Below are 22,795 nucleotides of genomic sequence, written 5' to 3'. Positions count from 1 at the left end.
CGCTCAGATGGTGTTCGCCTATCCTTCCCCTTGAGGGGAAGGTGTCCGGCAAAGCCGGACGGATGAGGTGACCGTGCCCGGAATCTGACTGGTATCTGACCGGTATCCGATCGCACCTCCCCTCAGTCACCTGCGGTGACAGCTCCCCTCAACGAGGGGAGCCTGAGGAATTCAGCCGCGTTGAATCCGCGCGACGGGTTTGACTCGATAAGGGGAGCCGGAGAAGGGCAGCTAGCCGCCGGCGACGATCTGTTTCAGGGCGGCGACGTGGGCTTGGAAGGCGGCTCGTCCGGCGTCGGTGAACGACGCCCAGGTGACCTTGTACCCCTTGCCGCTGCCGCGTTCCGCCTTCTTGCTCAGCGTCACGTATCCATGGTCGGCGAGCGTCTTCAGATGCTTGGAACAGACGGCATCACTCACGTCGAGCGTGTCCCGCAGCGCGTCGAACCGTAGCTTGTCGTATGCGTCGAGCATCCCGCAGATCCGCAGCCGGACCGGCGCGTGAATCGTCTCATCAAACTTCGGCTCGATCGGGGAATCGTTCGATTTATCGGGCATGCGGATCCTCCTCCGGAGCCACGGGGAGCCTGCTCACTCGGGTCCATTCCCGAATGTGCCAGCGTTCCAGCCCGTAGATCGCCAACGCGGTGAGGACGGCAAGGACGATCGCGCCGATCCAATTGCCGCCGATGAATCCCCATGCGAAGCCGGTCCATGGCAGGAGCAGCTGCGCGATTATCGACGTTAGGTAGGCGGCGAAGAATCGACGATCTCGGAATGCCGCTCGTTTGGCCGAATTTGTAGCGAATGCTGGCATGCCGGTGGTTTTCCGGTACCGAGCGATGAGAAGGAGCGGGGAAAGCACGATCAGCACGAGTGCCGTCATAGTGACGATGTATGCGATGTCCGAGACGAAGCGGCCGCCAAACATCAGTCCAATGCTCCAGTAGGCAAGAACTCCGGGTATATAGAGCAGAGAAAGATGAATACACATCGCCCGCATCCCGTGCTCCGATCGTTTGGCCATACGATCGCGGTCGGAATTCAGTTCATGCAGGCTGTTCAGTGCATCCAGAGCCCCGAGGGCGTCGATTCCGGAAGCGGTATCCGAAGGCATGGTCTCGCTATCACCTGCGGCGGCATTCGGCATGACGGTGTTCGTGGCTGTGGTGATGGACATGTCGGTCCTTTCCTCTCCTGCGCCGGTTGCGGCGGCCTGCGGTTCGGCTTCCGGGTTTCGTGTTTCGTCTGTCATCGCATCCTCCCGACGATGAACCGGTGAACGGTGATGCGGATCGAGGAAAACCCCTTTCCGTTGTGGAAAGCATACCTCTTTCCGTAGTGGAAAGAAGTTCGCGTGTCGCGCTCGCTAAGATGACATACGGATCGCGTCCGATGGACCGGTCGAACCGTATGGCGGTCGTGAAAAGACGGGCCGTACGTCGTCGGACGCCAGCGAAGTCAAGAGGTCAGTCAAGGAGAACGCAACAATGAAGATAGCCGCATTCGAAGTGCGCGACGACGAACGAGAATCATTCGCCGATGAATCGCAGCGCGTCGGCGTGGACGTCGAGCTCCACGCCGAATGCCTTGCTCCGTCCAACGTCGGTCTCGCGGCCGGCTGCGACGGCGTGAGCATCCTCGGGCAGAGCCATATCGACGCCGCGATGATCGACGCGCTCGCCGACGTCGGTGTGAAGGTGGTCGCCACGCGCACCATCGGTTACAACCATATCGATCTCAACGCCGCCAAACGTCGCGGCATCATGGTGCTCAACGCCGACTATGCGCCCAACGGCGTGGCCGAGTACACGGTGATGTTCATCCTGCTCGTGCTGCGCAACTACAAGCCCGCCCTGTGGCGCGGCCAGGTCTACGACTTCTCGCTCGAAGGACTGCAGGGCCGCGAACTGCGCAACCTCACCGTCGGTGTGATGGGAACCGGTCGCATCGGCGCCACCGTGATCCAGTGCCTCACCGGCTTCGGCTGCCGCATCCTCGCCTACGATCCGCATCCGAACCCGAAGGTCGCCGAGCATGCCGAATACGTGGATCTGGAGACCCTGTACGCGCAGAGCGACGTGATCACGCTGCACATGCCACTGCTCGACTCCACGTTCCACATCATCAACCGCGAGACCATCGCCAAGATGAAGGACGGCGTGGTGCTCGTCAACTGCGCCCGCGGCGAGCTCATGGACCTCGACGCGCTGATCGACAACATCGAAGCCGAGAAGATCGGCGGACTCGGTCTCGACACCGTGGAGACCGAGGGGGATCTGATCCACCGCGACCGCCGCACCGACATCCTCACCAACCGCGGTATCGCCTACCTGCGCCAGTTCCCCAACGTGGTGATGACCCAGCACATGGCGTTCTACACCGACGCCGCCGTGCGCAGCATGGTCTCCTGCTCGGTCGACGGCATCCGCGCCGCGATCGTCGACGGTGAGTTCCGTACGCGTATCGCGTAGGTGGGGCACCGGCGTCGTGTGTCGGAATCCGTCGTCGTGTGCGTTCCGTACGCGTATTGCGTAAGGGGTTTGTCGTTCGTCGGCGATGACGATGCCGTGATTGTTGTGGAGCGTGCCGGCGTCGATCCCTCCCCTCAGTCCGGCTGCGCCGGCCAGCTCCCTCCCATGGGGGGAGCACGTGCTCCTTACCTTCGTTCTCCCTCCGAGGGAGGGAGATGTCGCGACTTCGTTGCGACAGAGGGAGGGGTCCCGAATGCTTCCGGATGTCGTTTCGCAAACAACACGGCATCCGCCCTATGATGAACACGTATTCTTCATGATGTTCTCCGGCATGCCGCTCGCCATGCGGGTGGAGTATGCCGTGTTCGTCCTGGCCGTCCTGCCGTTGATCGTGCCGGGCGTGCTATCCGCGCTCATTCGTACGCGTCTCACCGCGATCTCGGCGCGGCTGCGGACCGAGGGCGATGTCTCCGCGCGACTGCTGCCGTATGGCACCATGGTGTCGCTGATCCTGTCCGCGATCATGGCCGCACTGGTATTCGACGCGAATGGCATGAACGATATGGCCGTCGTACCCGGCATGGACTCGACATCGCTCGGCGGCGTGCTGATGATCTGCGGCATCGCGGTCATGCTGTGCGCGCTGACCATGGTGACGCTGACCGTCGCCATCGCGATGACGTCGTCGACGATCGGCGAACTGCTGCGCATGACGCTCGGCCTGCCATCCACCCTGCGCTGCGATCGGCATGTCGCCGACGCCGCGCGCTCCTGGGCCCGCCCGCAATGGGTGCCGCGCTGGGCCCGCTTCTCCCTTCCTGACTCTCGAATCTGAATTCTCCCCGCACCGTCCGTCCAGCGTTGAACGCTGCATTTCGCCAGCACAGCCGGACGTCAGTGGCCCCATTTCACCCTGCCGCGCGGCATCCCTCATTGCCGCCTTCCCCTTGAGGGGAAGGTGTCCGACGAAGTCGGACGGATGAGGTGACGCCACCCCGCATCCCATTCAGATTCATCATTCGCGGCCGCTCTCATCCCGTGAAACAACCATCTCCATACGTGTTCCACACGTTTCACATCACTGTTTCACGCCGATGCGCAGCGGTGCGCCTACTCGTCAGGACATCACCATGCAATTCATCACCACTATTCTTCAGCCCCTGGAATGGCTGATTGCCCAACTGCTCATCCTCGGCCACACGCTGCTCGTCGTCCTCGGCATGCCCGACGGTCCGGGCCTCGCCTGGTGCCTCTCCATTATGGGGTTGGTGCTCGTCATCCGCCTCTGTCTGTTGCCGCTGTTCATGCGTCAGATGACATCCATGCGGCGCGTGCAGGCCATCCAACCGCAACTCCAGCGCATCCAACGCAAATACGCCTCGCGCAAGGATCCGCGCTCGCAGGAGGCCATGCAGCGCGAAACCATGGAACTCTATCGCAAGGAGGGGGCAAACCCCATGGGCTCTTGTCTGCCGGCACTCGTGCAGATGCCGGTGCTGTGCTCGCTGTTCTACACGCTGCAGCGGCTGCCGATGATCGCGAACGGTTCGTCGACGGCTGTCGGCGGTCTCGATCGTGTCGTCGCTGGCGACATCGAATCGTCGCGCTTTCTGGGCGTGCGCGTGGCCGACACGTTCATGACCGCAGGCGGCACGGGGGAGCGCATCGTCATCGGCGCGATCGTGGCGGTGATGTGCGTCACGCTGCTGGTGATGCAATGGCTGCTGACACACCGCAACACCTCCCGCGAGGTCTTGGCGTCCCCGCAGTTCCGTATGCAGCGGATGACGGTGTTCGTGTTCCCGCTGCTCTACGTGTTCTCCGGATTCACGTTGCCGTTCGGCGTGCTGATCTACTGGGTGACCAACAACCTGTGGAACCTTGGCCAGACGCTCGTGCAACTGCACTGGTTCCCCGCACCCGGTTCCATCGCCGGCGAGCGCAAGGAGCTGCGGGATCGTGACCGCGAAAACCGCCGTCGCGCTGCCGCCGGCCTGCCGTCCCTTGAGGAACAGGCCGCCGAAGAGCTGCGCAGGGCCGCGACTGCACGCCGTTCCCGGGAATCCCGTCGTGGGCGTCGGCGCAGGGTGCCCGGCGACTTGGACTGACCCCTCATGGGCCGCGTCCGCTGAACATCCGAAGCCTTGCGACCGATGTACGGTGTAATTCCGTGCTATCGAATGCGTCGTGGCGGGCTGGCCTCGCCATCGGTCATTCGCCGGTTGGGTCTTTGACACGGTCGACGAATGACCGAATGACGCTTCGAGTGCGGGCTATCGGCATGAGCTGGAGATCGTTATTCGTCATATAGCTCAAAGGAAAGATCGGTATTTTCCACTTCGGGGATTTTTTCGATGATTCTCCGCATGATGCCGATCTTGGTTGGCGTATTGCTTTCCGGATTGAACCATAGGTTATTTGACACCGCGAATCCGCGATTGACTTGTGTATGAGAGAAATATCGAGCGGGGAACCTGTCACCGTCCGCGATCGTGTGAATCGTGGCCGGCGCGATTTCGTACAGGGAAACCAGAACGCCTTGGATGGCTTCCACCCATGTTTTTGCCGGGTGTCGTGCTCCTTGGAACGTATATGCGGCTATCTTGCGGTTCCGGTAGTCGAAGTCCTCGTCAAGCGTGTGCTGCTCGTATTCCTTGACCGTGGGGTGATACGTTGTATCGATCTGGGGCCATATCGTTAGGAAGCGTTTCCAGATCAGCTCTTGCCGTTGAAGGATTTCGTTCCGACCCCATGTGTCACAATTCGCGACATAGCGATTCAGTTTGAGACCGCTATCGGCGAAACCGTGGTCACAGTCGCGTTTCTCGAGGAATTCGCCGTTTGAATACTGGGAGTTGTACCCGGTGAGGGTCAGGTTCCCCATGCGATTAAGCCATTCCTTATGAATGCTGGAAGCGTCCTCGCCGAGACTCTTCCTCCACTGTCGTGAGAGGGTTTGCGGCATGATGTGCTCGACGGAAAGAACTCCATCCTCGAGCATGGTGACGATGTTGACGCGTTCCACGTTGTCGGAGTTTTCCAGCCGGTCATACAGATACAGGCGTTTGCGGCTGATCGTGTAGAAGTTGCGATTCCAATACGCCTGTTTGAATTCCTCGTCGCGGGGGAAGCGGCTGCTGGCCTCCCTGCGCAGTAATGCATACTTGAGGGCTTCGAGGTATTCGGCGCCATCGGCTACCGCACGAAGAGCCTCGTAATGTAGATCCTCGAACACTTTGTTCAGCGCATTGGTGCCGATACCGCATACCCAGCGTCTGAATAGGTAATTCTCCACGGTGTCGAGTGCGCTGACAAGATCTTTACGTGAAAGATATCCGCTATCCGAATATTCTAGAACGGAGAGAAGGAATGGGTTCACTACTCCCATTTCAAGCAACCCCAGTCGATGCAGCGCGTTTTCCATATCGGGATCGGTATGCAGTCTGCCGATAATGAAACCGTAATATTCTGAAAACTTCAGAAGTTCCTGGAGCAATGGTTCCATTTCGCGGTTTGCGGCGAATTTGCGGAAAACGGGGTAGACGCGATTGATGACGGGAGTTCTTCGGGTTCGTGAGGTGAGGTAATCGCGGATGAACGCACTGACGTCATAATCGGTGTTTTGCTCGATTGGGTTCCAATACTTTGCGTAGTAGGTCTCTTGCTCGGCTTCCGGAAGATTCATCAGGATGAAGTTCCTGATCTTGTCTCCTTCGCTGAGTCCCAGACCGGTCGAATTCAGACTCTCGAAAATGAGTTGTGCGTCGTCGTCCGGTTCGAGCCTGATGTCTATGACTTCCAGACTTTCGATCGCGTCTTTAAGCTGGTCGGCGTTGAGATCGGTATGGGCGATGCGGTCAAGGAAGTACCTATAGTTCTCGGTGATGTTGGACCCATTCACGAAATTTTCCTCGTTGCCGTTCATTACCTGCGTGAGGGCGTTCTGATCATCTTTGACGAGCTTGAGCTTGAGTTTCTGATCGCTTTCATCGTAGCGGTCCACAAGATATTCGTATCGTATGAAATCGTAAAGACTCGCACGATTGACTTCAATATGGTTTTGTCGTATTTGCTCCAATAGCGCCGCCAAAAGAAGATACGTAGTGGTGATGCGTTGCTGTCCATCGATAAGGATCCGCCTGTCGTCGTAATCCGACTGCGACACAATGCTGCCGAAGAAGTGCGATTGGCGATGCTCATGGATCACGTCTTCGAGATCGTCGAACAGTCTTTGGCACTGCTCTCGTTTCCAGTCATAGTTTCTTTGATAGATGGGAATGACAAAACGGGTATTTGCGCCCTGGAGCATCTTTGTCAGCTTCTTTGCGTCGCCTCGCATGGTCCTACCTTTCTTGAGGATCCTAGAACGGAACGGACGGACATTGTTGTATTCGTCATACTGCGTATTCAACAACACTGTTGGTCGGTGAATGCAGAAATGTACACATGGTGGACTTTCAGAAGGGTATGAAAGGGGGTATTGGATTGAGTGGTTGCCGGGAGTTGGACGCAATGCATGCCGAGTTTCGTTTTTGTCGTCAAGTCGAAAATAGATCAACGCTGTTAGGACGAAGTTTTCGAAAAGTGTTATAGTTAGTCTATAACAAATAGAATGCATTGGTGTGAAAGGAGGCTCGGGTGATCATCGAAATCGACCAAAGCGATGACGTGCCCATTTACGAGCAGCTGCGGCGGCAGATCATCGCGGCCATCGCCAACGACGAACTGCTCCCCGGCGACAAACTGCCCAGCGTCCGATCATTGGCCGTGGATCTTGGCGTCAACCTGCATACCGTCAACAAGGCCTACGCATTGCTGCGCGACGACGGATATCTGAACATGCGTCGGGGGTCCGGTGCGGTAGTCGCCGACCGTCGTGCCGACGAGAGCCATGGTTCGACCGCCGTGGATGACGCGCAATGGCCCGTCATGCATGAGGAGCTGCGACGGATCATTCTCGAATACAAGGCGCGCGGCGGCACCGTGGAGTCGTTCCTCGCCGCCGTGCATCGGCAGTGTGCGTCGATCTATGGCCCGCAGAACCCAGATCGGAATGAGGAACGGCGTTCCGACAACGACATCCCGCCGAGGAGGTCATCATGAACACGACAACGACCGTTACGATCATGACGCTGATCACGTTCCTGCTGGCCCTGCTCGTCGCCATCGGCATGGCCGCAATGCCATGGGTGACCGATCGACGCGAATGCTTCGGCGTCTCCGTGCCGAACGTCGCACATGCGGACGATCAGGTGTGTGGACTCAAGCGCGCCTACGCTACGGCGGTGAGTGCGACCGCAATCGTCATGATCGCCATCGCGGCCCTGATGTGGTGGCGCAGCGGCGCCGTCCCGGCCATGGTGACCATGACCATGGCAATATTGGCGGAACTGCCGATCGGCTTTGCCGCGCAGCAGATCTGCCGTCGGCGCATGCTGACGCTCAAGCGGGATCATGGCTGGAAGGCCGACGCATCACGCCGCGCGGCACTGGTGGGGGAAGGAACGCCACGCCCGCTGGGCCTTGCATGGGAGCTGCTGCACGTTCCCGCGCTCGCCATCACCCTCGCCGTGGGATGTCTGGGATATGCCGACATGCCACAGCGGGTGCCCATGCATATGAACGCCGCCGGAAAGATCGACGCATGGGCGGACAAGAGCCCTATGCTCATCTGGTATGCCGCCGGCCTCCAGCTGCTGCTCGCCGTCCTGATGACGATCTCGCATCTGGTGCTGCTGCATGCGAAGAAGCCGACCGATCCGAATCGTCCCGCGTCCTCCGCCTACGCATATGGTGTGTTTCGGAAAGCATGGAGCGTCTATGCGGTCGTGGTCGGTCTTCTGGTGGCGATGGGCATCGGTCTGGGCATACAACTGAGCACGATCGGAGTGGTAGGACTGGACGTGATCGGTTTGATCATGATGGTCGTCGGTGTTGCTGCGCTCGCGGGCGCGGTGGTGATCGGACTGATCTACGGGCAGAACGGCTCACGAGTCTATGCGACGAGTCGTGACGATGACGACGGCACGGCATCCGACGACGATCGGCATTGGAAGGCCGGCGTGTTCTACTGGAACCCCGACGATTCGGCCGTGATGGTGCCCAAGCGCTTCGGCGTGGGTTGGACGTGCAATTTCGCCCGTCCGCTCACCTGGGTGATCATGCTTGCGCTGATGGCGCTGTGCTTCGGCGGCATCGCCTTCGCCGTGATGATGTAGCACGGTATATGCCTGCGGAGTGCTCTACGACTGGACGCGAGTTGGAATGTCATGGCGTTCGGTGATGTGATGCAATCGCTGCGGGTGTGAACGTGGTTGGCCGGGCACCTCATCAGTCACGCGGTGCGTGACAGCTTCCCCTCGAGGGGAAGCGGGGCTGCGAGCAGCCCCAATTTCCTGCATGGCCTTATCCCTTTTCCTTCCCCCTTGAGGGGAAGGTGGCGGCCGAAGGACGACGGATGAGGTGTCCGACCAGCCAGTCGGGCTCCCATCCGACATACGAAAAAGCCGACTCTCCTCATCAAGGAGAGCCGGCATAAACGCGTTGTGTTTACCGGGCGCAGCCCAACAACGAGCCTACTTCTCGGCGGCGGTGCGGACGTAGTCCTTCATCGCGTCGATCTCCACCACGTCGTCGAAACGCACGTCGGCGGTCTCCAGTCCGCGCAGCGCGGCCGGGGCCGTGGTGCCGGTGGCCTTGGCGAGCACGTCCATGCACTCGAAGTCGGTGCCCTCGGCGTCCAGACCAAGGGACTCGTTGACCACGCGCGGGAACTTGTACGGGCTGGCGGTGCTCAGCAGCACGCGCGGCGTCAGCGGATCACGCGGGATCTGCTGCATCACGAAGTAGCCGCACGCCGTGTGCGGATCGATCACGTAGTGGTTCTTCTCCCAGCAGTCGTGGATCGACTCGCGCACCTGATCCTCGTCGGCCCATCCGCAGCCGAACAGGGAACGGATCTTGGCCAGCATCGGCTCGGGGACCTCGAACGCGCCCCACTGGTTGAGGTCGTTCATGAGCATGGAGATCAGACGGGTGTCCTTCTCGGAGAAGTAGTAGAGCATGCGCTCCAGATTCGACGAAACGAGGATGTCCATCGACGGGGAGATGGTCTGGAAGAACGGACGCTGACGGTTGTACGTTCCCGAGGTCAGGAAGTCGAACAGCACGTTGTTCTTATCGGAGGCGACGATCAGGTGCTTGACCGGCAGGCCGAGCAGCTTGGCGTAGTAGCCGGCCAGAATGTCGCCGAAGTTGCCGGTGGGCACGCAGAACTCCACCTCGTCGCCCACGTTGATCACCTGATCCTCGAGCAGCTGCGCGTAGGCGGCGAAGTAGTACACCACCTGCGGCACCAGACGACCCACGTTGATCGAATTGGCGGAGGAGAGCACCGTATGCGACTTGTCGGCCAGCTCGGCAGCGAGATCCCTGTCGCCGAAGATGCGCTTGACGGCGGTCTGCGCGTCGTCGAAGTTGCCCTTGACCGCGCACACGTTCACGTTGGCGCCGGCCTGCGTGGTCATCTGCAGCTGCTGGACCTGGCTGACCTTGCCCTCCGGATAGAACACGGTGATGGCGGTGCCCGGCGCGTCGGCGAAGCCGGCCAGCGCGGCCTTGCCCGTGTCGCCGGACGTGGCGGTGAGGATCATGATCTTCTCATCCGGATCGCCGTCGGCCGGCGTGGTGCGTGCCATGAATCGTGGCAGGATCTGCAGCGCCACATCCTTGAAGGCGCTCGTCGGTCCGTTGAACAGTTCGAGGATGTAGTCGTCGCCCAGGGGCTTGAGCGGCGTGATGGCCGGATCGGACCACTGGTCGCCGTACGCCTCGCGGATGCAGTCGGCCAGTTCCTCCTCGGTGAAGTCCGGCAGCAGCTTGGCGAGCACGGTCTGTGCGATCTGCTGGTAGCTCTTGCCCGCCAGGGAGGCGATGTCGACGCGTTCGGCGCCCAGCGAGTCGGAGACGAACAGGCCGCCGTCGTCGGCGATGCCCTTGCGGATGGCCTGCTTGGCGGTGAGCGAATCGGTGGTGCTGCGCGTGCTGTGGAAAGTGGTCACGGTCAAAACCCTCGGAATCTCCTAGAAAACATTGTGTGAACAGTCGCCAGTCTACCGGCAGCGCTGGGCAAGCACGGTCATCCATCTCATACGGCCTGCACATGACCGTGGCTCACGCACGACGTTTATGAGACAAAACCGTTATGTGAATTGGTTCGTTACAAACGCCGTCCTAAACTGAACGGGTCATTCAACATCCGTGTGCAACGAAGTGAGGAGCACCATGACGGAACAGACGTCCTACCCCCAGAAGCCGGGCGACGCGTTCAACGCGCCGATTGCCGAAGCCGATCCCGAGATCGCCGATATCCTGACCGGAGAGCTGCATCGCCAGCAGGACGGTCTCGAGATGATCGCCTCCGAGAACTTCGTGCCGCGTGCCGTGCTGCAGGCGCAGGGTTCCGTGCTCACCAACAAGTACGCCGAAGGCTACCCGGGTCGCCGCTACTACGGCGGATGCGAGCAGGTCGACAAGCTCGAGACCATCGCCCGCAACCGCGCCAAGGAACTGTTCGGCGCCGAATACGCCAACGTGCAGCCCCACTCCGGCGCCCAGGCCAACGCCGCCGTCTATCAGGCGCTCGTCAAGCCCGGCGACACCGTGCTCGGCCTCGCGCTCGACCACGGCGGTCACCTCACCCACGGTATGAAGATCAACTTCTCCGGCCGCTTCTACCACGCCGAAGCCTACGGCGTGAACCCGGAGACCTTCCGCATCGACCCGGAGATCATCCGCCAGCGCGCGCTGGAAACCCACCCCGCCATGATCATCGGCGGCTGGAGCGCCTACCCGCGCATCGAGGACTTCAAGGCCATGAAGGAGATCGCCGACGAGGTCGGCGCCAAGTTCTGGGTCGACATGGCCCACTTCGCCGGTCTGGTCGCCGCCGGACTCCACCCGAGCCCGGTGCCGTACGCCGACGTGGTGTCCTCCACCGCGCACAAGACGCTCGGCGGCCCGCGTTCCGGCTTCATTCTGGCCAAGCAGGAGTACGCCAAGAAGCTCAACTCCGCAGTATTCCCCGGCCAGCAGGGCGGCCCGCTCATGCACGTGATCGCCGGCAAGGCCGTGAGCTTCAAGGTGGCCGGCACCCCCGAATTCAAGGACCGCATGCAGCGTACGCTCGACGGCGCCAAGATCCTCGCCGACCGCCTCACCGCCGACGACGTGAAGGCCAACGGCATCTCCGTGCTCACCGGCGGCACCGACGTGCACCTGGTGATGGTGGACCTGCGCAACAGCGAGATGGACGGCCAGCAGGGCGAGGATCTGCTCGCTCAGTGCGGCATCACCATCAACCGCAACACCGTGCCGTTCGACCCGCGTCCGGCCTCCGTGGCCTCCGGCCTGCGCATCGGCACCAGCGCCCTGGCCACCCGCGGCTTCGGACCCAAGGAATACGAGGAGGTGGCCGACATCATCGGCACCGCGCTCGCGGCCGGCAAGTCCGCCGACGTCGAGGCGCTCAAGGCCCGCGTCGACAAGCTCGTCGAGGACTTCCCGCTGTACCCGGGTCTCGATCAGGTGCACTGATCTCGCCGATCGGGCTTGACGACCGTCGCTGACGATCGTCGTTTTCGTTGACATATACCGCCATGTCCACCCCGCCTTGGGGAGGATATGGCGGTATATTGGCATGAACGGACGTTTCACGCATACGGAGGGGAGTTTCATGGCCGAACAGAACAGCCCGGCGGACGGCGTCTTCGACGCGGTGTGCGCCATGGCCGACAGGGCCGCGCATGCCCAACAGTCGCTTGCAGGGGCGAACACCGATGTCAAGAACGCGCTGCTGCTCGACATCGCCGATGCTCTGGTGGCCGGTTCCGAAGTCATCGAACGCGCCAATGCCGAGGACATGGACGAGGCTCGTGAATCGGGTATGAGCCAGGGACTGCTCGACCGCCTGCGTTTTGACGCGAGCCGCATCGCCGCCACCGCGGACGGCGTGCGCAACGTGGCCACGCTGCCGGACCCGGTGGGGGAGATGGTGCGCGGGCGCAATCTGCCCAACGGAATGCGGCTCAATCAGATCCGTGTGCCGATCGGCGTGATCGGCATGATCTACGAGGCCCGTCCGAACGTGACCGTCGATGTAGCGTCACTGTGTCTCAAGTCAGGCAACGCGGTGCTGTTGCGCGGCGGTCATGCCGCCCGGCGCACCAATGAGGCCACGCTTGCGGTGATCGGCGACGTGCTGTCCGCCCATGGCTTCGATCCGGCGCTGGTGGCCAGCGTCGACCGGTTTGGTCGTGACGGCGCCACCGCCATGATGCAGGCGCGCGGGCACATCGATCTGCTGGTGCCGCGAGGCGGCGCTGGGCTGATCCGCGCCGTGGTGGAGAACTCCAAGGTGCCGGTCATCGAGACCGGCGCGGGCAATGTGCACATCTACGTCGACGAATCAGGCGACCTCGGCAAGGCGCTGCCGATCATCATCAACGCCAAGACGCAGCGCGTGGGCGTGTGCAACGCCGCGGAGAAACTGCTCGTGCACGCGTCGGTGGCCGAGGAGTTCCTTCCCGTGGTGGCGCATGCGCTCACCGAGCATGGCGTGAAACTGCACGCCGACGAGGCCGCGCTGAGCATCATCGTCAACGCCGGCATCGACGGACTCGACATCGAGCCCGCCACCAAGGAGGACTGGGCCACCGAATATCTCGACTATGAGATGGGCATCAAGGTGGTGAATTCGCTCGACGAGGCCATCGACCACATCAACGCCTATTCCACCGGGCATACCGAAGCGATCATTTCCGAAGACTATTCACACATCGAACGCTTCACCAGCCGCATCGATTCGGCCGTGGTGATGGTCAACGCCTCCACGCGCTTCACTGACGGCGGCATGTTCGGTCTGGGAGCCGAGCTGGGCATCTCCACGCAGAAGATGCACGCCCGAGGGCCGATGGGACTGGAGGAGCTGACGACGACCAAATGGATCGGATACGGAACGGGACAGGTGCGCGCATGAGCGAAAACAATGAGAACGAATACGACTTCGACGAGATGGTGCGTCGCGCCGAAGCCTCCGACGAGCGCAACATATGGCTGCGTGTGGCCGCCGAACGGCTGAGCATCGTCCGCTATGTGTTCCTGGTGCAGATCGAGGACGGCATCCCCACGGCGTCGCAGCGCGCCTCGCTGGAGTATGCCGACGCGGTGCTGATCGGCTGGCCCGATGCGGACGCCGAGGACGTGGTCGAGGTGCAGGGCGACGAGCTGAAGACCATCACCGGCCATGTGAGGATGATGGAGGAGTACATCACCCGGTTCCGCGAGTGCGAGCGCGAGAACAACATCGATGGCATGACCGACGTGCTCATTCGCATTTCGGAGCAGGTCGCGGAGATCCGAAAGCGGTTCCAGCCCGGATTCCCGCTGCCCACGTTCGCCGAGATCCGTCGCGTGGTGCAGGAGGAATGGGACGAGGACATGGATCGCATCGACCCGGATTCGAGCGGCAGCGCCAGCAGCGTGGAGCAGGAGTCGGAGGCCGAGGACGCGCAGCAGCGTGCCGGAGGACAGGCATGAGCGGTACGGTGAGCGGTTCCTCCATGAACGACTCGTCCATTCTGAACGAGCTGCCGTCGCGGAACATGTCCGAGCTCAGCGGGCTCGGCAAGGGCTCGTGGGGCAGGCGTTCGGCGCGTGGCAATCGCCATCGGGTGCCGCGCATCGGCATCATGGGCGGCACGTTCGACCCGATCCACAACGGCCACCTGGTGGCCGCGTCCGAAGTGGCGTGGGTGTACGACCTCGACGAGGTGATGTTCGTGCCCACCGGCCGGCCCGTGTTCAAGCTTGACAAGGCCGTGACCAACGCCGAGGACCGGTATCTGATGACCGTGATCGCCACGGCGTCGAACCCGCAGTTCACCGTCTCCCGCGTGGACATTGACCGTCCCGGCGTGACCTACACGATCGATACGCTGCGCGACATCCATGCGGCCCGTCCGGACGCCGAGCTGTTCTTCATCACCGGCGCGGACGCGGTGGCCGAGATCATGCGGTGGAAGGACGCCGACGAGATGTGGGGACTGGCCCATTTCGTGGCCGTCTCCCGCCCCGGATACTCGCCCGACATGCAGACACTGGACGTGCCGGCGCGCGCGGTCGACATGCTCGAGATCCCCGCGCTGGCGATCTCGTCGACGGATGTGCGCCGACGTAGCCGTGACGGCGAACCGGTGTGGTACCTCGTGCCGGACGGCGTGGTGCAGTACATTTCGAAACACGGTCTCTATCACTGACCATCGTTGATATTCCAAGGAAAATTACGGTCTGTACGTGGGTTGGCTGTCAAAGTCGGCCTCTATAGTGGGCAATTGTCGTCGGACCTCACACACGTTTGGAGATATGGTGAGCGCAATCCTCGAAGGAAAGCCTGATAAGAACCTCATTCTCGTCACCGGAAGGGCCCATCCCAGGCTGGCCACCGATGTGGCGGATCAGCTTGGCATCGATATTCTGGAGACGACGTCGTATGACTTCGCCAACGGCGAGATGTACGTGCGTTACACCGAATCGGTGCGTGGCGCCGACGTTTTCGTACTGCAGAGCCACACCACCCCGGTGAACAAGTCGATTATGGAGCAGCTCATCATGATCGACGCGCTGAAGCGCGCCTCGGCCCGCTCCATCACCGCCGTGTGCCCGATGCTTGGCTATTCGCGTCAGGACAAGAAGCATCTCGGCCGTGAGCCCATCTCCTGTCGTCTGGTCTTCGATCTGCTCGCCACCGCCGGCGCCGACCGCATCATGAGCGTCGATCTGCATGCCGCGCAGTCCCAGGGCTTCTTCGACGGTCCGGTCGATCATCTCATCGCCATGCCGGTGCTGGTGGACTATGTGCGCGACCGTCTCGACCTGTCCAATATCGCCGTCGTGTCGCCCGACGCCGGTCGCATCAAGGTGGCCGAGCAGTGGGCCCAGCGTCTTGGCGGATGCCCTCTGGCGTTCGTGCACAAGACCCGCGACATCACGCGTCCGAACCATGCCGTCGCCAACCGTGTGGTCGGTGAGGTCAAGGGCAAGGACTGCGTGCTCGTCGACGATCTGATCGACACCGCCGGCACCATCGCCAGCGCCTGCCAGGTGCTTAAGGACGCCGGAGCCAAGTCCATCACCGTGGCCGCCACGCATGGCGTGCTGTCCGGCCCTGCCGTGGAGCGTCTGAAGAACTGCGGTGCCCGCGAGGTCGTGCTCACCGACACCGTGCCGATCCCGGTGGAGAAGCGTTGGGAAGGCCTGACTGTGCTGTCCATCGCCCCGCTGCTGGCCAGCGCCATCAAGGCCGTGTTCAGCGACGGTTCGGTGGCCGAGCTGTTCGATACGTACCCGACCCACCACGGACAGGGATTCCTGTTCGCCTGACCGATCGCGACACACTGCGGTACGGTTGGCATTCCAACGGTACCGCGGTTCCGTCCGTCACGTTCTCAAGGTCATGGCATAATAGAAACTCGGCGGTTCATCCGCCGTTCCCCCATGGTGTAATGGCAGCACACGGGTCTTTGGAACCCTTTGTCTTGGTTCGAGTCCAGGTGGGGGAGCATGACCGAAAGGGTCCGATGACGCTCGCGTCGTTCGGACCCTTTTTCCATACCGACGATAATCAATCAACCAGCGGATCCGCGTGGATCCGCGATCACAAGGAAAGTGAAGATTCCCATGGCATTCAGCGCCGCGATTATTCTGGCCGCAGGTGAAGGCACCCGCATGAAGTCCGCCGATCCGAAGGTGCTGCACACTCTGGCCGGCAAGACGTTCCTCAACCGTGTGATGTCGTCCATTCGCGCGCTTGACCCGGGCATTCTGGCCGTGGTGGTGCATTACCAGGCCGAGCGTGTGGCCGCCGCCGCCCGTTCGTACGACGAGAACGTGACCATCGTGCAGCAGGACGACATTCCCGGCACCGGTCGCGCCGTGCAGTGCGCCATGGAGCAGCTTTCCGCCGACGGACAGCTGGACGGATCCGTGCTCATCGCCGCGTCCGACATGCCGCTGCTCGACAGCGACACGCTGCGCCAGCTCATGGACTTCCACGCCGCGTCCGGCAACTCCGCCACCGTGCTGACCACCATTCTCGACGACCCGACCGGCTACGGCCGCATCATCCGCGATTCCGAGGGCCATGTGCTGCGCATCGTGGAGCAGAAGGACGCCAACTCCTCCGAACTTGCCGTGCACGAGGTGAACACGTCGGTGTACGTGTTCGACGCCAAGGTGCTGGCGCAGGCCATCGCCGGCCTGTCCAACAACAACGCCCAGGGCGAGTTCTACCTGACCGATGCCCTGGAGAAGGCCAAGGGCTTCGGTGGCGTGGGCGCCTACGCCGCGCCCGACGCGCTGGCCGTGGAAGGCGTGAACGACCGTGTGCAGCTCGCCTCGCTCGCCAAGCAGCACAACCGCCGCGTGTGCGAGGCGTGGATGCGTGCCGGCGTGACGATCCTCGACCCCGACACCACGTGGATCGAGGACGACGTCGAGCTTGCCCGCGACGTGACCGTCCTGCCCGGCAGCTTCCTGCAGGGTCACACCACCGTTGGTGAGCGTGCCGTCGTGGGCCCGTACACCACGCTGATCGACGCGGTGATCGACGAGGAGGCCGTGGTCGAACGCTCCCGCGTGCAGGGCAGCCATATCGGCAAGGCCGCGAACATCGGCCCGTGGACCTACCTGCGCCCCGGCAACGAACTGGGCGAAGGCACCAAGGCCGGCGCGTTCGTGGAGATGAAGAAGGCGCACATCGACAACGGCACCAAGGTGCCGCACCTGAGCTACGTGGGCGACGCGCACGTGGGCGAGCACACCAACATCGGCGGCGGCACCATCACCGCCAACTACGACGGCAAGCGCAAGCACCACACCGAGATCGGCTCCGGCGTGCACGTGGGCGCCGGCAACCTGTTCGTGGCTCCGGTGACCGTGGGCGACGGCGTGACCACCGGTGCCGGATCCGTGGTCCGTCACGACGTGCCCGCCGACTCCATGGTCTACTCGGAGAACACGCAGCACGTGGTCGAAGGCTGGAAGCCCGCCGAGTAAGCAGTAAGACTCGGGTCCGAAGGCCGGCGGACCGGTCGGCCGTCATCCGCATCGTAAACGCGCATCGTAAATGACAGTGTGAAAGGAGCGTCCGTGCCCGCAGCACAGGATTCCATCGATTCCGTACGCGTCGCCGCCCAGGCGGCCGACTCCATCAAAGCCACCGACATCGTGGCGTTCGACGTGAGCGAGACGTTGGGCATCACCGACGCCTTCCTGATCGCATCGGGTTCGTCCGACCGTCAGGTCACGGCCATCGCCGACGAGATCGAACGCCAGCTGCACGAACGCCGTCATCTCGACGCGCTCAACTGCGAAGGCAAGACCGAAGGCGAATGGGTGCTGCTCGACTTCGGCGACTTCGTGGTGCACGTGATGCTCGACGACAAGCGTGAATACTACGATCTGGAACGCCTGTGGGCCGACTGCCCGGCCATCGACCTGCAGCTCGAACACCCCGAGACCACGGACGCGACTGCGGCCGCGGCGGAGGAACGCTGACATGGCACAGTCACCGATTCGGAGTGAACACGTCCACTCGATCACGCTCGTCCGTCACGGACGCACGGCATACAATGCCGCCGGCCGTCTTCAGGGACAGACCGACATCCCGTTGGACAACGCCGGCATGTGGCAGGTGGAACGCGCCGGCGAGTCGCTGCGCAACCTCTATGTGCATAGCGGCGATGATGGCCATGCGGCCACGAAGCAGCTGGTCGTCAGCTCCGATCTGATCCGCGCCATGCAGACCGCCCACGCCTTCGCCGACCCGCTCGGCCTTGAGGTGCATCCCGATCCGCGCGTGCGCGAGCGCGACTTCGGCGATTGGGAGGGCCGTACCCTACGGGAGCTCAAGGAACGCTGGCCCGAGGACTTCGTCTCATGGCTGGGATTCCGCGGCGGTGAGATGAATCACGGCGCCGAGGACAAGCGTGACGTGGGCGCGCGAGGCGCGGAGGCGGTCAACGACTGGGCGCATCGCGCCGGGAACGACACCGATCTGTTCGTGTTCTCCCATGGCGCATGGATCTCGCAGACCCTGCAGACCCTGCTGGGGCTGAGTGTCGTATATCCCGATTTCGCGTCGCTGATGTCGATGCGCAATGCGCACTGGGCGCGGCTGATCCCCATGGACCAGCCGGACGGCACGATCCGCTGGCGTCTCGCATCGTTCAACCAAGGTCCCGCCGCCGTAGAGGAGGGCGGATGGGCCGATCCCAAACTGCCGTAGATCATGACACGCATTCCGTACAGCCTCGTCCATGAGACGTTCGGTTCGAACGGCTTGTGACGGGGATGTGACGGAGTGTAAGAATTTGTGTGCAGATGAACGATTCCCCGCCGTGTCGCGCGGGATTTCGTCTACGCTGACCCCTGATAACGGAACACATCACAACTGAAATCCATGTAGAGGGGTCCATTGTTCAAGAAGTTCTTTAAGAACATATCGACCGTTCCCGTCATCGCCGGCGCACTCGCCGCGGTGACGTCCTTCCTGTTCTCCGCGAAGATCGGCATCGCGGGTTCGGTGATCGGCACGGCGGTCGGCTCCATCGTCTCCACGGTGGCCTCACAGGTCTACCAGAACGTACTGCGCGAATCCGGAAAGAAAATCCAGGAGGTCGTGCAGATCAACTCCGATGACGACGATGCCGAATCGTCGTCGGAATCCGAACAGTCCACATCGTCCAATCCCACGGCGTCCGCATCCGCGACGGGCGCACCTACGGGCGGTCAGGCCGCAGAATCCGATGCCACGCAGGTCCTCGGCGGCACGACCGCCGATGGTACGCAGGTCATGCCGGCCGTGGGGATGGCACCCAGGTCCTTCCCACGGTGGACGGCGACACCACCCGCGTGCTGTCCTCCACCGGAACTCCGATCGATGGTACGCAGGTCATGCCGGCGGCGACGCACGGCGGACGTACCACGATCTCCGGCGCAGCCGGCACCGGTACCAAGAACGTCAAGGGCGTGCTTGCCGCGTCGAAGGCCGCCGAGCAGTCGAACCATCGCAAGGCGATCATCATCTCCGTGGTCACCGCTCTCGTGGCCGTGGGCATCAGCGCCGGCGTGGTGCTGCTGCTCACCAACGGTCAGGGCACCGATGACGTGGTCCGTCGTCACCTGCCGTCGCAGACGCAGACCACCCAGACCGTGACGCCGAGCGAAACCGCCACGACCACCGCGCCGACCGAAGGCAAGACCGGCAGCGCGTACGAGCCCACGGATGAATCCACCAAGAGCACGGGGGAGAGCACCGGCAGCACGTCGGAGTCCACCAAGGGCACCAGCGGCACCGGTTCGTCCAGCGATTCGACCTCCGGCACCAGCGGCAGCACCGGCACTGGTTCCACGGGTTCCGATTCGACTTCCGGCACCGGCTCGAGCAGCTCGAACTCCGGCACCGGCAGCACCGGTTCCGATTCGTCCGGTTCCGGCACCAGTGGTTCCACGGGCTCGGATTCGACCTCGGGCACGAGTGGATCCAGTGGCTCGAACTCCGGTTCCGGCACCGGCAGCACTGGTTCCGATTCGTCCGGTTCCGGCACGAGCGGCTCCAGCGGCTCGGACAGCGGCACCGGTTCCGGCACCACCACAGGCAGCTCCAGCACCACTGCTATTCAGTAAGCCGAGATCGGGAGTCCAAACGAAAGATATCCGGCAGACCATGCTGCATGCGATGTCTCGTTTGGATTCCCGATTTTGGTAGTTGGGGGGCTTGGTAGTCGGAGCGTGACATGTTCGGCGGCTTGTGAGGGTTCGCGGTGTTGTGTTTCGACTCCCGAGTTTGGGAGTCTGGGTGGGGCCGGGTTTGGGAGCCGGGGTGAGACACGCCGAAGGTTGCGTGGATTCGGGTGGTTGCGTAATATGTCTCAAGTCGAAACGACCGGTTGGTTGTGGCCGATGGCCATCTGACTGACGGGGCTATGGCGCAGCTGGTAGCGCATCTCCATGGCATGGAGGGGGTCGGGGGTTCGAATCCCCCTAGCTCCACGGACGAGGTCCGGGATCCGAATGGGTCCCGGACCTTTTTCAATTTCTCCGCACGATCCGTGCCGTCCCCGCGGTCCGCGTCCCGGCCTCCTCGTCGGTCTCGCCGGGGCCTGCGGGCACGTTCCGTCCGCATCATGGAACTGAAGCCTGGTTTTGTCCCATCATGCGGGAGCATCCGCTCTTTGGGGCGTCAATATCCCGTTTTCGGGTCGATTTTCGGGAATTTGACGCCCCAGAGAGCGGAATCCGGGTATTCGACGCCCCAAATCGTGCGGATAGTGCGGGAGCGGCCAGACGATCATGCGTCTTTCGAAACCGCGCGCATATCATGACAGGTATGAAACGGGGAATGATCATTGTCATCGCAGTCATGGCCGTGCTGGCAATCGTCGTAGGTGCACTGTTTTGGTGGAAAACCACGGTGCCCGACGGTGATCGTCATTCCACCGGTGCCACGACATTGTTCTCAGCCGGCACGTCCGACGGAACATCCGGGAATGGAACACCTAGGATTGTGGTCACGAACATCACCAGCCCCGTGGACTACGACAACGACGGCGTGGACGACTACACCGACATCGTTCACGGCGCCCGAGCCGAAGCCGAACGCCACCCCACCTATGACGACGGCTACTATCAGGGCGGCTATCCTCCGGCGAACAGGGGAGCGTGCACCGACCTGGTCTGGCGCGCATTCCGGGACGCCGGCTACGATCTCAAGGCCATGGTCGATGCCGACATCGCGGCGAATCGTAGCCACTATCCGGCCATCACCAAACCGGATCCCAACATCGACTTCCGCCGCTCCGGTACGCTCGATGCGTTCTTCTCCGCCTACGGACAGACGCTCACCACCGACGTCCATCCGGGAGACGCGGCCAATCTGTCCCAATGGCAGCCCGGCGACATCGTCGTCTTCGACCACGACCAGCACATCGGCATCGTATCCGACCGGCGCAACGATCAGGGCGTGCCCTACATCCTGCACAACAATCATCAGAAAGGCAGCATGGAAGAGGACTACCTGAGCCGGACCAAACGCCGCGCCGTCACCGGCCACTACCGGTTCGACGCGAGCCGGATACCGCAAGACGTCCTCAAGGCGTGGCGGGGCTGACACCGAAGTCAGGGCCGGGGCTATCCTTGTTGAGGTATTTGTGAAGACACTGCTGGTGAAGACACAGGTATTGGCAACGAAAGAACGATGGGCGTACGCGAACGGAAAGTACGACGACCGGGTGAAGGCAGGTGATGTGCGATGATGAGGACTTTCAGCACCGTCAGTGGGCAGATCGAGCAGATTGAGAAACCGGCTCCCGGATCATGGATATGCCTGAGTGAACCCACCGACGTGGAACTCGCCACCGTCTCCGAGATCTGCCACATCGATCTGGCCGACCTGCGCGCCCCCCTGGATGACGAGGAGAGGTCGCGTGTGGACGTCGAGGACGACTACACGATGATCATCGTCGACATCCCGACCGTGGAGGAGCGCGGCGGACGCGACTGGTACGAGACCATCCCGTTGTCGATCATCATCGTGGACGACGTGATCATCACCGTATGCATGCAGGACACCCCGGTGCTCCACCCGTTCATGGAAGGCACGATCCGCGGATTCAACACGTTCATGAAATCCCGCTTCATCCTGCAGATCCTGTACCGCAACGCCACCATGTACCTGCGCTATCTGCGCATCATCGACCGCGAAAGCGACAAGCTGGAACTCAAGCTTCGTCACTCCATGCAGAACCGTGAGATCCTGATGCTGCTCGAGCTGAGCAAGACCTTGGTCTACTTCACCACCTCGCTCAAATCGAACGAAATCGTGATGGAGAAACTCAACACGCTCACCCGCATCCGCCAGTACCCCGACGACGAGGACCTGCTCGAGGACGTGATCATCGAAAACAAGCAGGCCATCGAGATGGCGAACATCTACAGCGGCGTTCTTGCGAACATGACCGACGCGTTCGCCTCGATCGTGTCGAACAACCTGAACAACGTGATGAGGATCTTCACCATCATCTCCATCACGCTGTCGATCCCCACGCTCGTGTTCTCCATGTACGGCATGAACTTCCAGGAAGGCATGCTCGGCATGCCGTTCACCGACAAGCCATGGGGATTCATCGTGGTGATCGGCATATCGCTGCTGGTCTCCGTGCTGGTGACATGGTTCCTCACCCGCTCCCGCATGTTCAAGTAGGGCG

The 22,795-nt window shown here is 62.0% G+C and carries 21 protein-coding genes and 2 tRNA genes; 18 read left to right on the top strand and 5 right to left on the bottom strand.

Annotation, left to right across the window (positions count from 1 at the left end):
- Positions 1 to 231 precede the first annotated feature (231 nt).
- Together D2E23_RS03670 and D2E23_RS03665 are read right to left on the bottom strand one after the other, a co-directional pair.
- On the bottom strand, positions 232 to 558 hold the full coding sequence (locus tag D2E23_RS03670) for a transcriptional regulator (RefSeq protein ID WP_126029657.1): 327 nt from the start codon (positions 556 to 558) through the stop codon (positions 232 to 234).
- On the bottom strand, positions 548 to 1,255 hold the full coding sequence (locus D2E23_RS03665; RefSeq protein WP_126029656.1) for a hypothetical protein: 708 nt from the start codon (positions 1,253 to 1,255) through the stop codon (positions 548 to 550). The genes D2E23_RS03670 and D2E23_RS03665 overlap by 11 nt, the downstream gene beginning before the upstream one ends.
- A 235-nt stretch (positions 1,256 to 1,490) precedes the next feature.
- Between D2E23_RS03665 and D2E23_RS03660 the strand changes: the two genes are divergently transcribed.
- The 3 genes from D2E23_RS03660 to yidC all read left to right on the top strand — a co-directional run bounded on the left by D2E23_RS03660 (position 1,491) and on the right by yidC (position 4,582).
- Positions 1,491 to 2,474 carry a D-isomer specific 2-hydroxyacid dehydrogenase family protein gene (locus D2E23_RS03660; RefSeq protein WP_126029655.1) on the top strand — a complete coding sequence of 328 codons (984 nt, stop codon included), beginning with the start codon at positions 1,491 to 1,493 and terminating at the stop codon, positions 2,472 to 2,474.
- 316 nt (positions 2,475 to 2,790) lie between these two features.
- A complete protein-coding gene (locus D2E23_RS03655) occupies positions 2,791 to 3,309 on the top strand; it encodes a hypothetical protein (RefSeq protein ID WP_126029654.1) in 519 nt (172 codons plus the stop codon).
- Positions 3,310 to 3,604: 295 nt separating this feature from the next.
- Positions 3,605 to 4,582 (top strand): membrane protein insertase YidC, encoded by a 978-nt coding sequence (gene yidC, locus D2E23_RS03650; RefSeq protein WP_241227201.1) that lies wholly within the window; start codon positions 3,605 to 3,607, stop codon positions 4,580 to 4,582.
- A gap of 188 nt (positions 4,583 to 4,770) precedes the next feature.
- On the opposite strand, the gene D2E23_RS03645 is transcribed toward yidC, so the two are convergent.
- Entirely contained in the window at positions 4,771 to 6,813 is a 2,043-nt protein-coding gene (locus D2E23_RS03645) for a DUF262 domain-containing protein (RefSeq protein WP_164520656.1), read from the bottom strand.
- A gap of 299 nt (positions 6,814 to 7,112) precedes the next feature.
- Here D2E23_RS03645 and D2E23_RS03640 point away from each other — a divergent pair, with 299 nt between their 5' ends.
- Together D2E23_RS03640 and D2E23_RS03635 are read left to right on the top strand one after the other, a co-directional pair.
- A complete protein-coding gene (locus tag D2E23_RS03640; RefSeq protein WP_126029652.1) occupies positions 7,113 to 7,577 on the top strand; it encodes a GntR family transcriptional regulator in 465 nt (154 codons plus the stop codon).
- Positions 7,574 to 8,692, top strand: a complete 1,119-nt coding sequence (locus D2E23_RS03635; protein WP_126029651.1) for a DUF1648 domain-containing protein — start codon at positions 7,574 to 7,576, stop codon at positions 8,690 to 8,692. Before D2E23_RS03640 ends, D2E23_RS03635 begins: the two co-directional genes overlap by 4 nt.
- A gap of 357 nt (positions 8,693 to 9,049) precedes the next feature.
- Here D2E23_RS03635 and thrC read toward each other — a convergent pair whose 3' ends face one another.
- A complete protein-coding gene (thrC, locus tag D2E23_RS03630) occupies positions 9,050 to 10,534 on the bottom strand; it encodes a threonine synthase (protein ID WP_126029823.1) in 1,485 nt (494 codons plus the stop codon).
- Positions 10,535 to 10,757: 223 nt separating this feature from the next.
- On the opposite strand from thrC, the gene glyA reads away from it, so the two are divergent.
- The 9 genes from glyA to D2E23_RS03585 all read left to right on the top strand — a co-directional run bounded on the left by glyA (position 10,758) and on the right by D2E23_RS03585 (position 18,816).
- On the top strand, positions 10,758 to 12,068 hold the full coding sequence (glyA, locus tag D2E23_RS03625) for a serine hydroxymethyltransferase (protein ID WP_093960508.1): 1,311 nt from the start codon (positions 10,758 to 10,760) through the stop codon (positions 12,066 to 12,068).
- A gap of 139 nt (positions 12,069 to 12,207) precedes the next feature.
- The gene (locus tag D2E23_RS03620) at positions 12,208 to 13,509 is read left to right on the top strand and encodes a glutamate-5-semialdehyde dehydrogenase (RefSeq protein WP_126029650.1); all 1,302 of its coding nucleotides are present in this window, start codon (positions 12,208 to 12,210) and stop codon (positions 13,507 to 13,509) included.
- Positions 13,506 to 14,069 carry a phosphoribosylglycinamide synthetase gene (locus D2E23_RS03615; protein ID WP_420897289.1) on the top strand — a complete coding sequence of 188 codons (564 nt, stop codon included), beginning with the start codon at positions 13,506 to 13,508 and terminating at the stop codon, positions 14,067 to 14,069. Before D2E23_RS03620 ends, D2E23_RS03615 begins: the two co-directional genes overlap by 4 nt.
- A gap of 23 nt (positions 14,070 to 14,092) precedes the next feature.
- On the top strand, positions 14,093 to 14,788 hold the full coding sequence (nadD, locus tag D2E23_RS03610; RefSeq protein WP_206431993.1) for a nicotinate-nucleotide adenylyltransferase: 696 nt from the start codon (positions 14,093 to 14,095) through the stop codon (positions 14,786 to 14,788).
- Positions 14,789 to 14,894: 106 nt separating this feature from the next.
- Entirely contained in the window at positions 14,895 to 15,911 is a 1,017-nt protein-coding gene (locus D2E23_RS03605; RefSeq protein ID WP_126029648.1) for a ribose-phosphate diphosphokinase, read from the top strand.
- Between the two features lie 108 nt (positions 15,912 to 16,019).
- Positions 16,020 to 16,090, top strand: a tRNA-Gln gene (locus D2E23_RS03600).
- Between the two features lie 118 nt (positions 16,091 to 16,208).
- Complete coding sequence (gene glmU, locus D2E23_RS03595; protein ID WP_126029647.1) at positions 16,209 to 17,585, top strand: bifunctional UDP-N-acetylglucosamine diphosphorylase/glucosamine-1-phosphate N-acetyltransferase GlmU; 1,377 nt, start codon at positions 16,209 to 16,211, stop codon at positions 17,583 to 17,585.
- Between the two features lie 93 nt (positions 17,586 to 17,678).
- A complete protein-coding gene (gene rsfS / locus D2E23_RS03590) occupies positions 17,679 to 18,086 on the top strand; it encodes a ribosome silencing factor (RefSeq protein WP_126029646.1) in 408 nt (135 codons plus the stop codon).
- A 1-nt stretch (position 18,087) separates the two neighbouring features.
- Positions 18,088 to 18,816: a histidine phosphatase family protein gene (locus D2E23_RS03585; RefSeq protein WP_126029645.1), complete on the top strand. Its 729-nt coding sequence runs from the start codon at positions 18,088 to 18,090 to the stop codon at positions 18,814 to 18,816.
- A gap of 131 nt (positions 18,817 to 18,947) precedes the next feature.
- Here D2E23_RS03585 and D2E23_RS11570 read toward each other — a convergent pair whose 3' ends face one another.
- Entirely contained in the window at positions 18,948 to 19,139 is a 192-nt protein-coding gene (locus D2E23_RS11570; RefSeq protein WP_164520655.1) for a hypothetical protein, read from the bottom strand.
- 282 nt (positions 19,140 to 19,421) lie between these two features.
- On the opposite strand from D2E23_RS11570, the gene D2E23_RS03575 reads away from it, so the two are divergent.
- The 4 genes from D2E23_RS03575 (at position 19,422) to D2E23_RS03560 (ending at position 22,791) form a co-directional block, all read left to right on the top strand.
- Positions 19,422 to 20,216: a hypothetical protein gene (locus D2E23_RS03575; protein ID WP_164520654.1), complete on the top strand. Its 795-nt coding sequence runs from the start codon at positions 19,422 to 19,424 to the stop codon at positions 20,214 to 20,216.
- Positions 20,217 to 20,509: 293 nt separating this feature from the next.
- A tRNA-Ala gene (locus D2E23_RS03570) sits at positions 20,510 to 20,582 on the top strand.
- A gap of 514 nt (positions 20,583 to 21,096) precedes the next feature.
- The gene (locus tag D2E23_RS03565) at positions 21,097 to 21,699 is read left to right on the top strand and encodes a DUF1287 domain-containing protein (protein WP_241227200.1); all 603 of its coding nucleotides are present in this window, start codon (positions 21,097 to 21,099) and stop codon (positions 21,697 to 21,699) included.
- A 141-nt stretch (positions 21,700 to 21,840) separates the two neighbouring features.
- Positions 21,841 to 22,791 carry a magnesium transporter CorA family protein gene (locus tag D2E23_RS03560; protein WP_126029642.1) on the top strand — a complete coding sequence of 317 codons (951 nt, stop codon included), beginning with the start codon at positions 21,841 to 21,843 and terminating at the stop codon, positions 22,789 to 22,791.
- Positions 22,792 to 22,795 lie beyond the last annotated feature (4 nt).

It is taken from the genome of Bifidobacterium callimiconis, assembly GCF_003952005.1.
Classification (GTDB): domain Bacteria; phylum Actinomycetota; class Actinomycetes; order Actinomycetales; family Bifidobacteriaceae; genus Galliscardovia; species Galliscardovia callimiconis.
The sequence above is the reverse complement of the archived record's forward strand: the minus strand, read 5'-3'. Positions and strand labels throughout refer to the sequence as shown.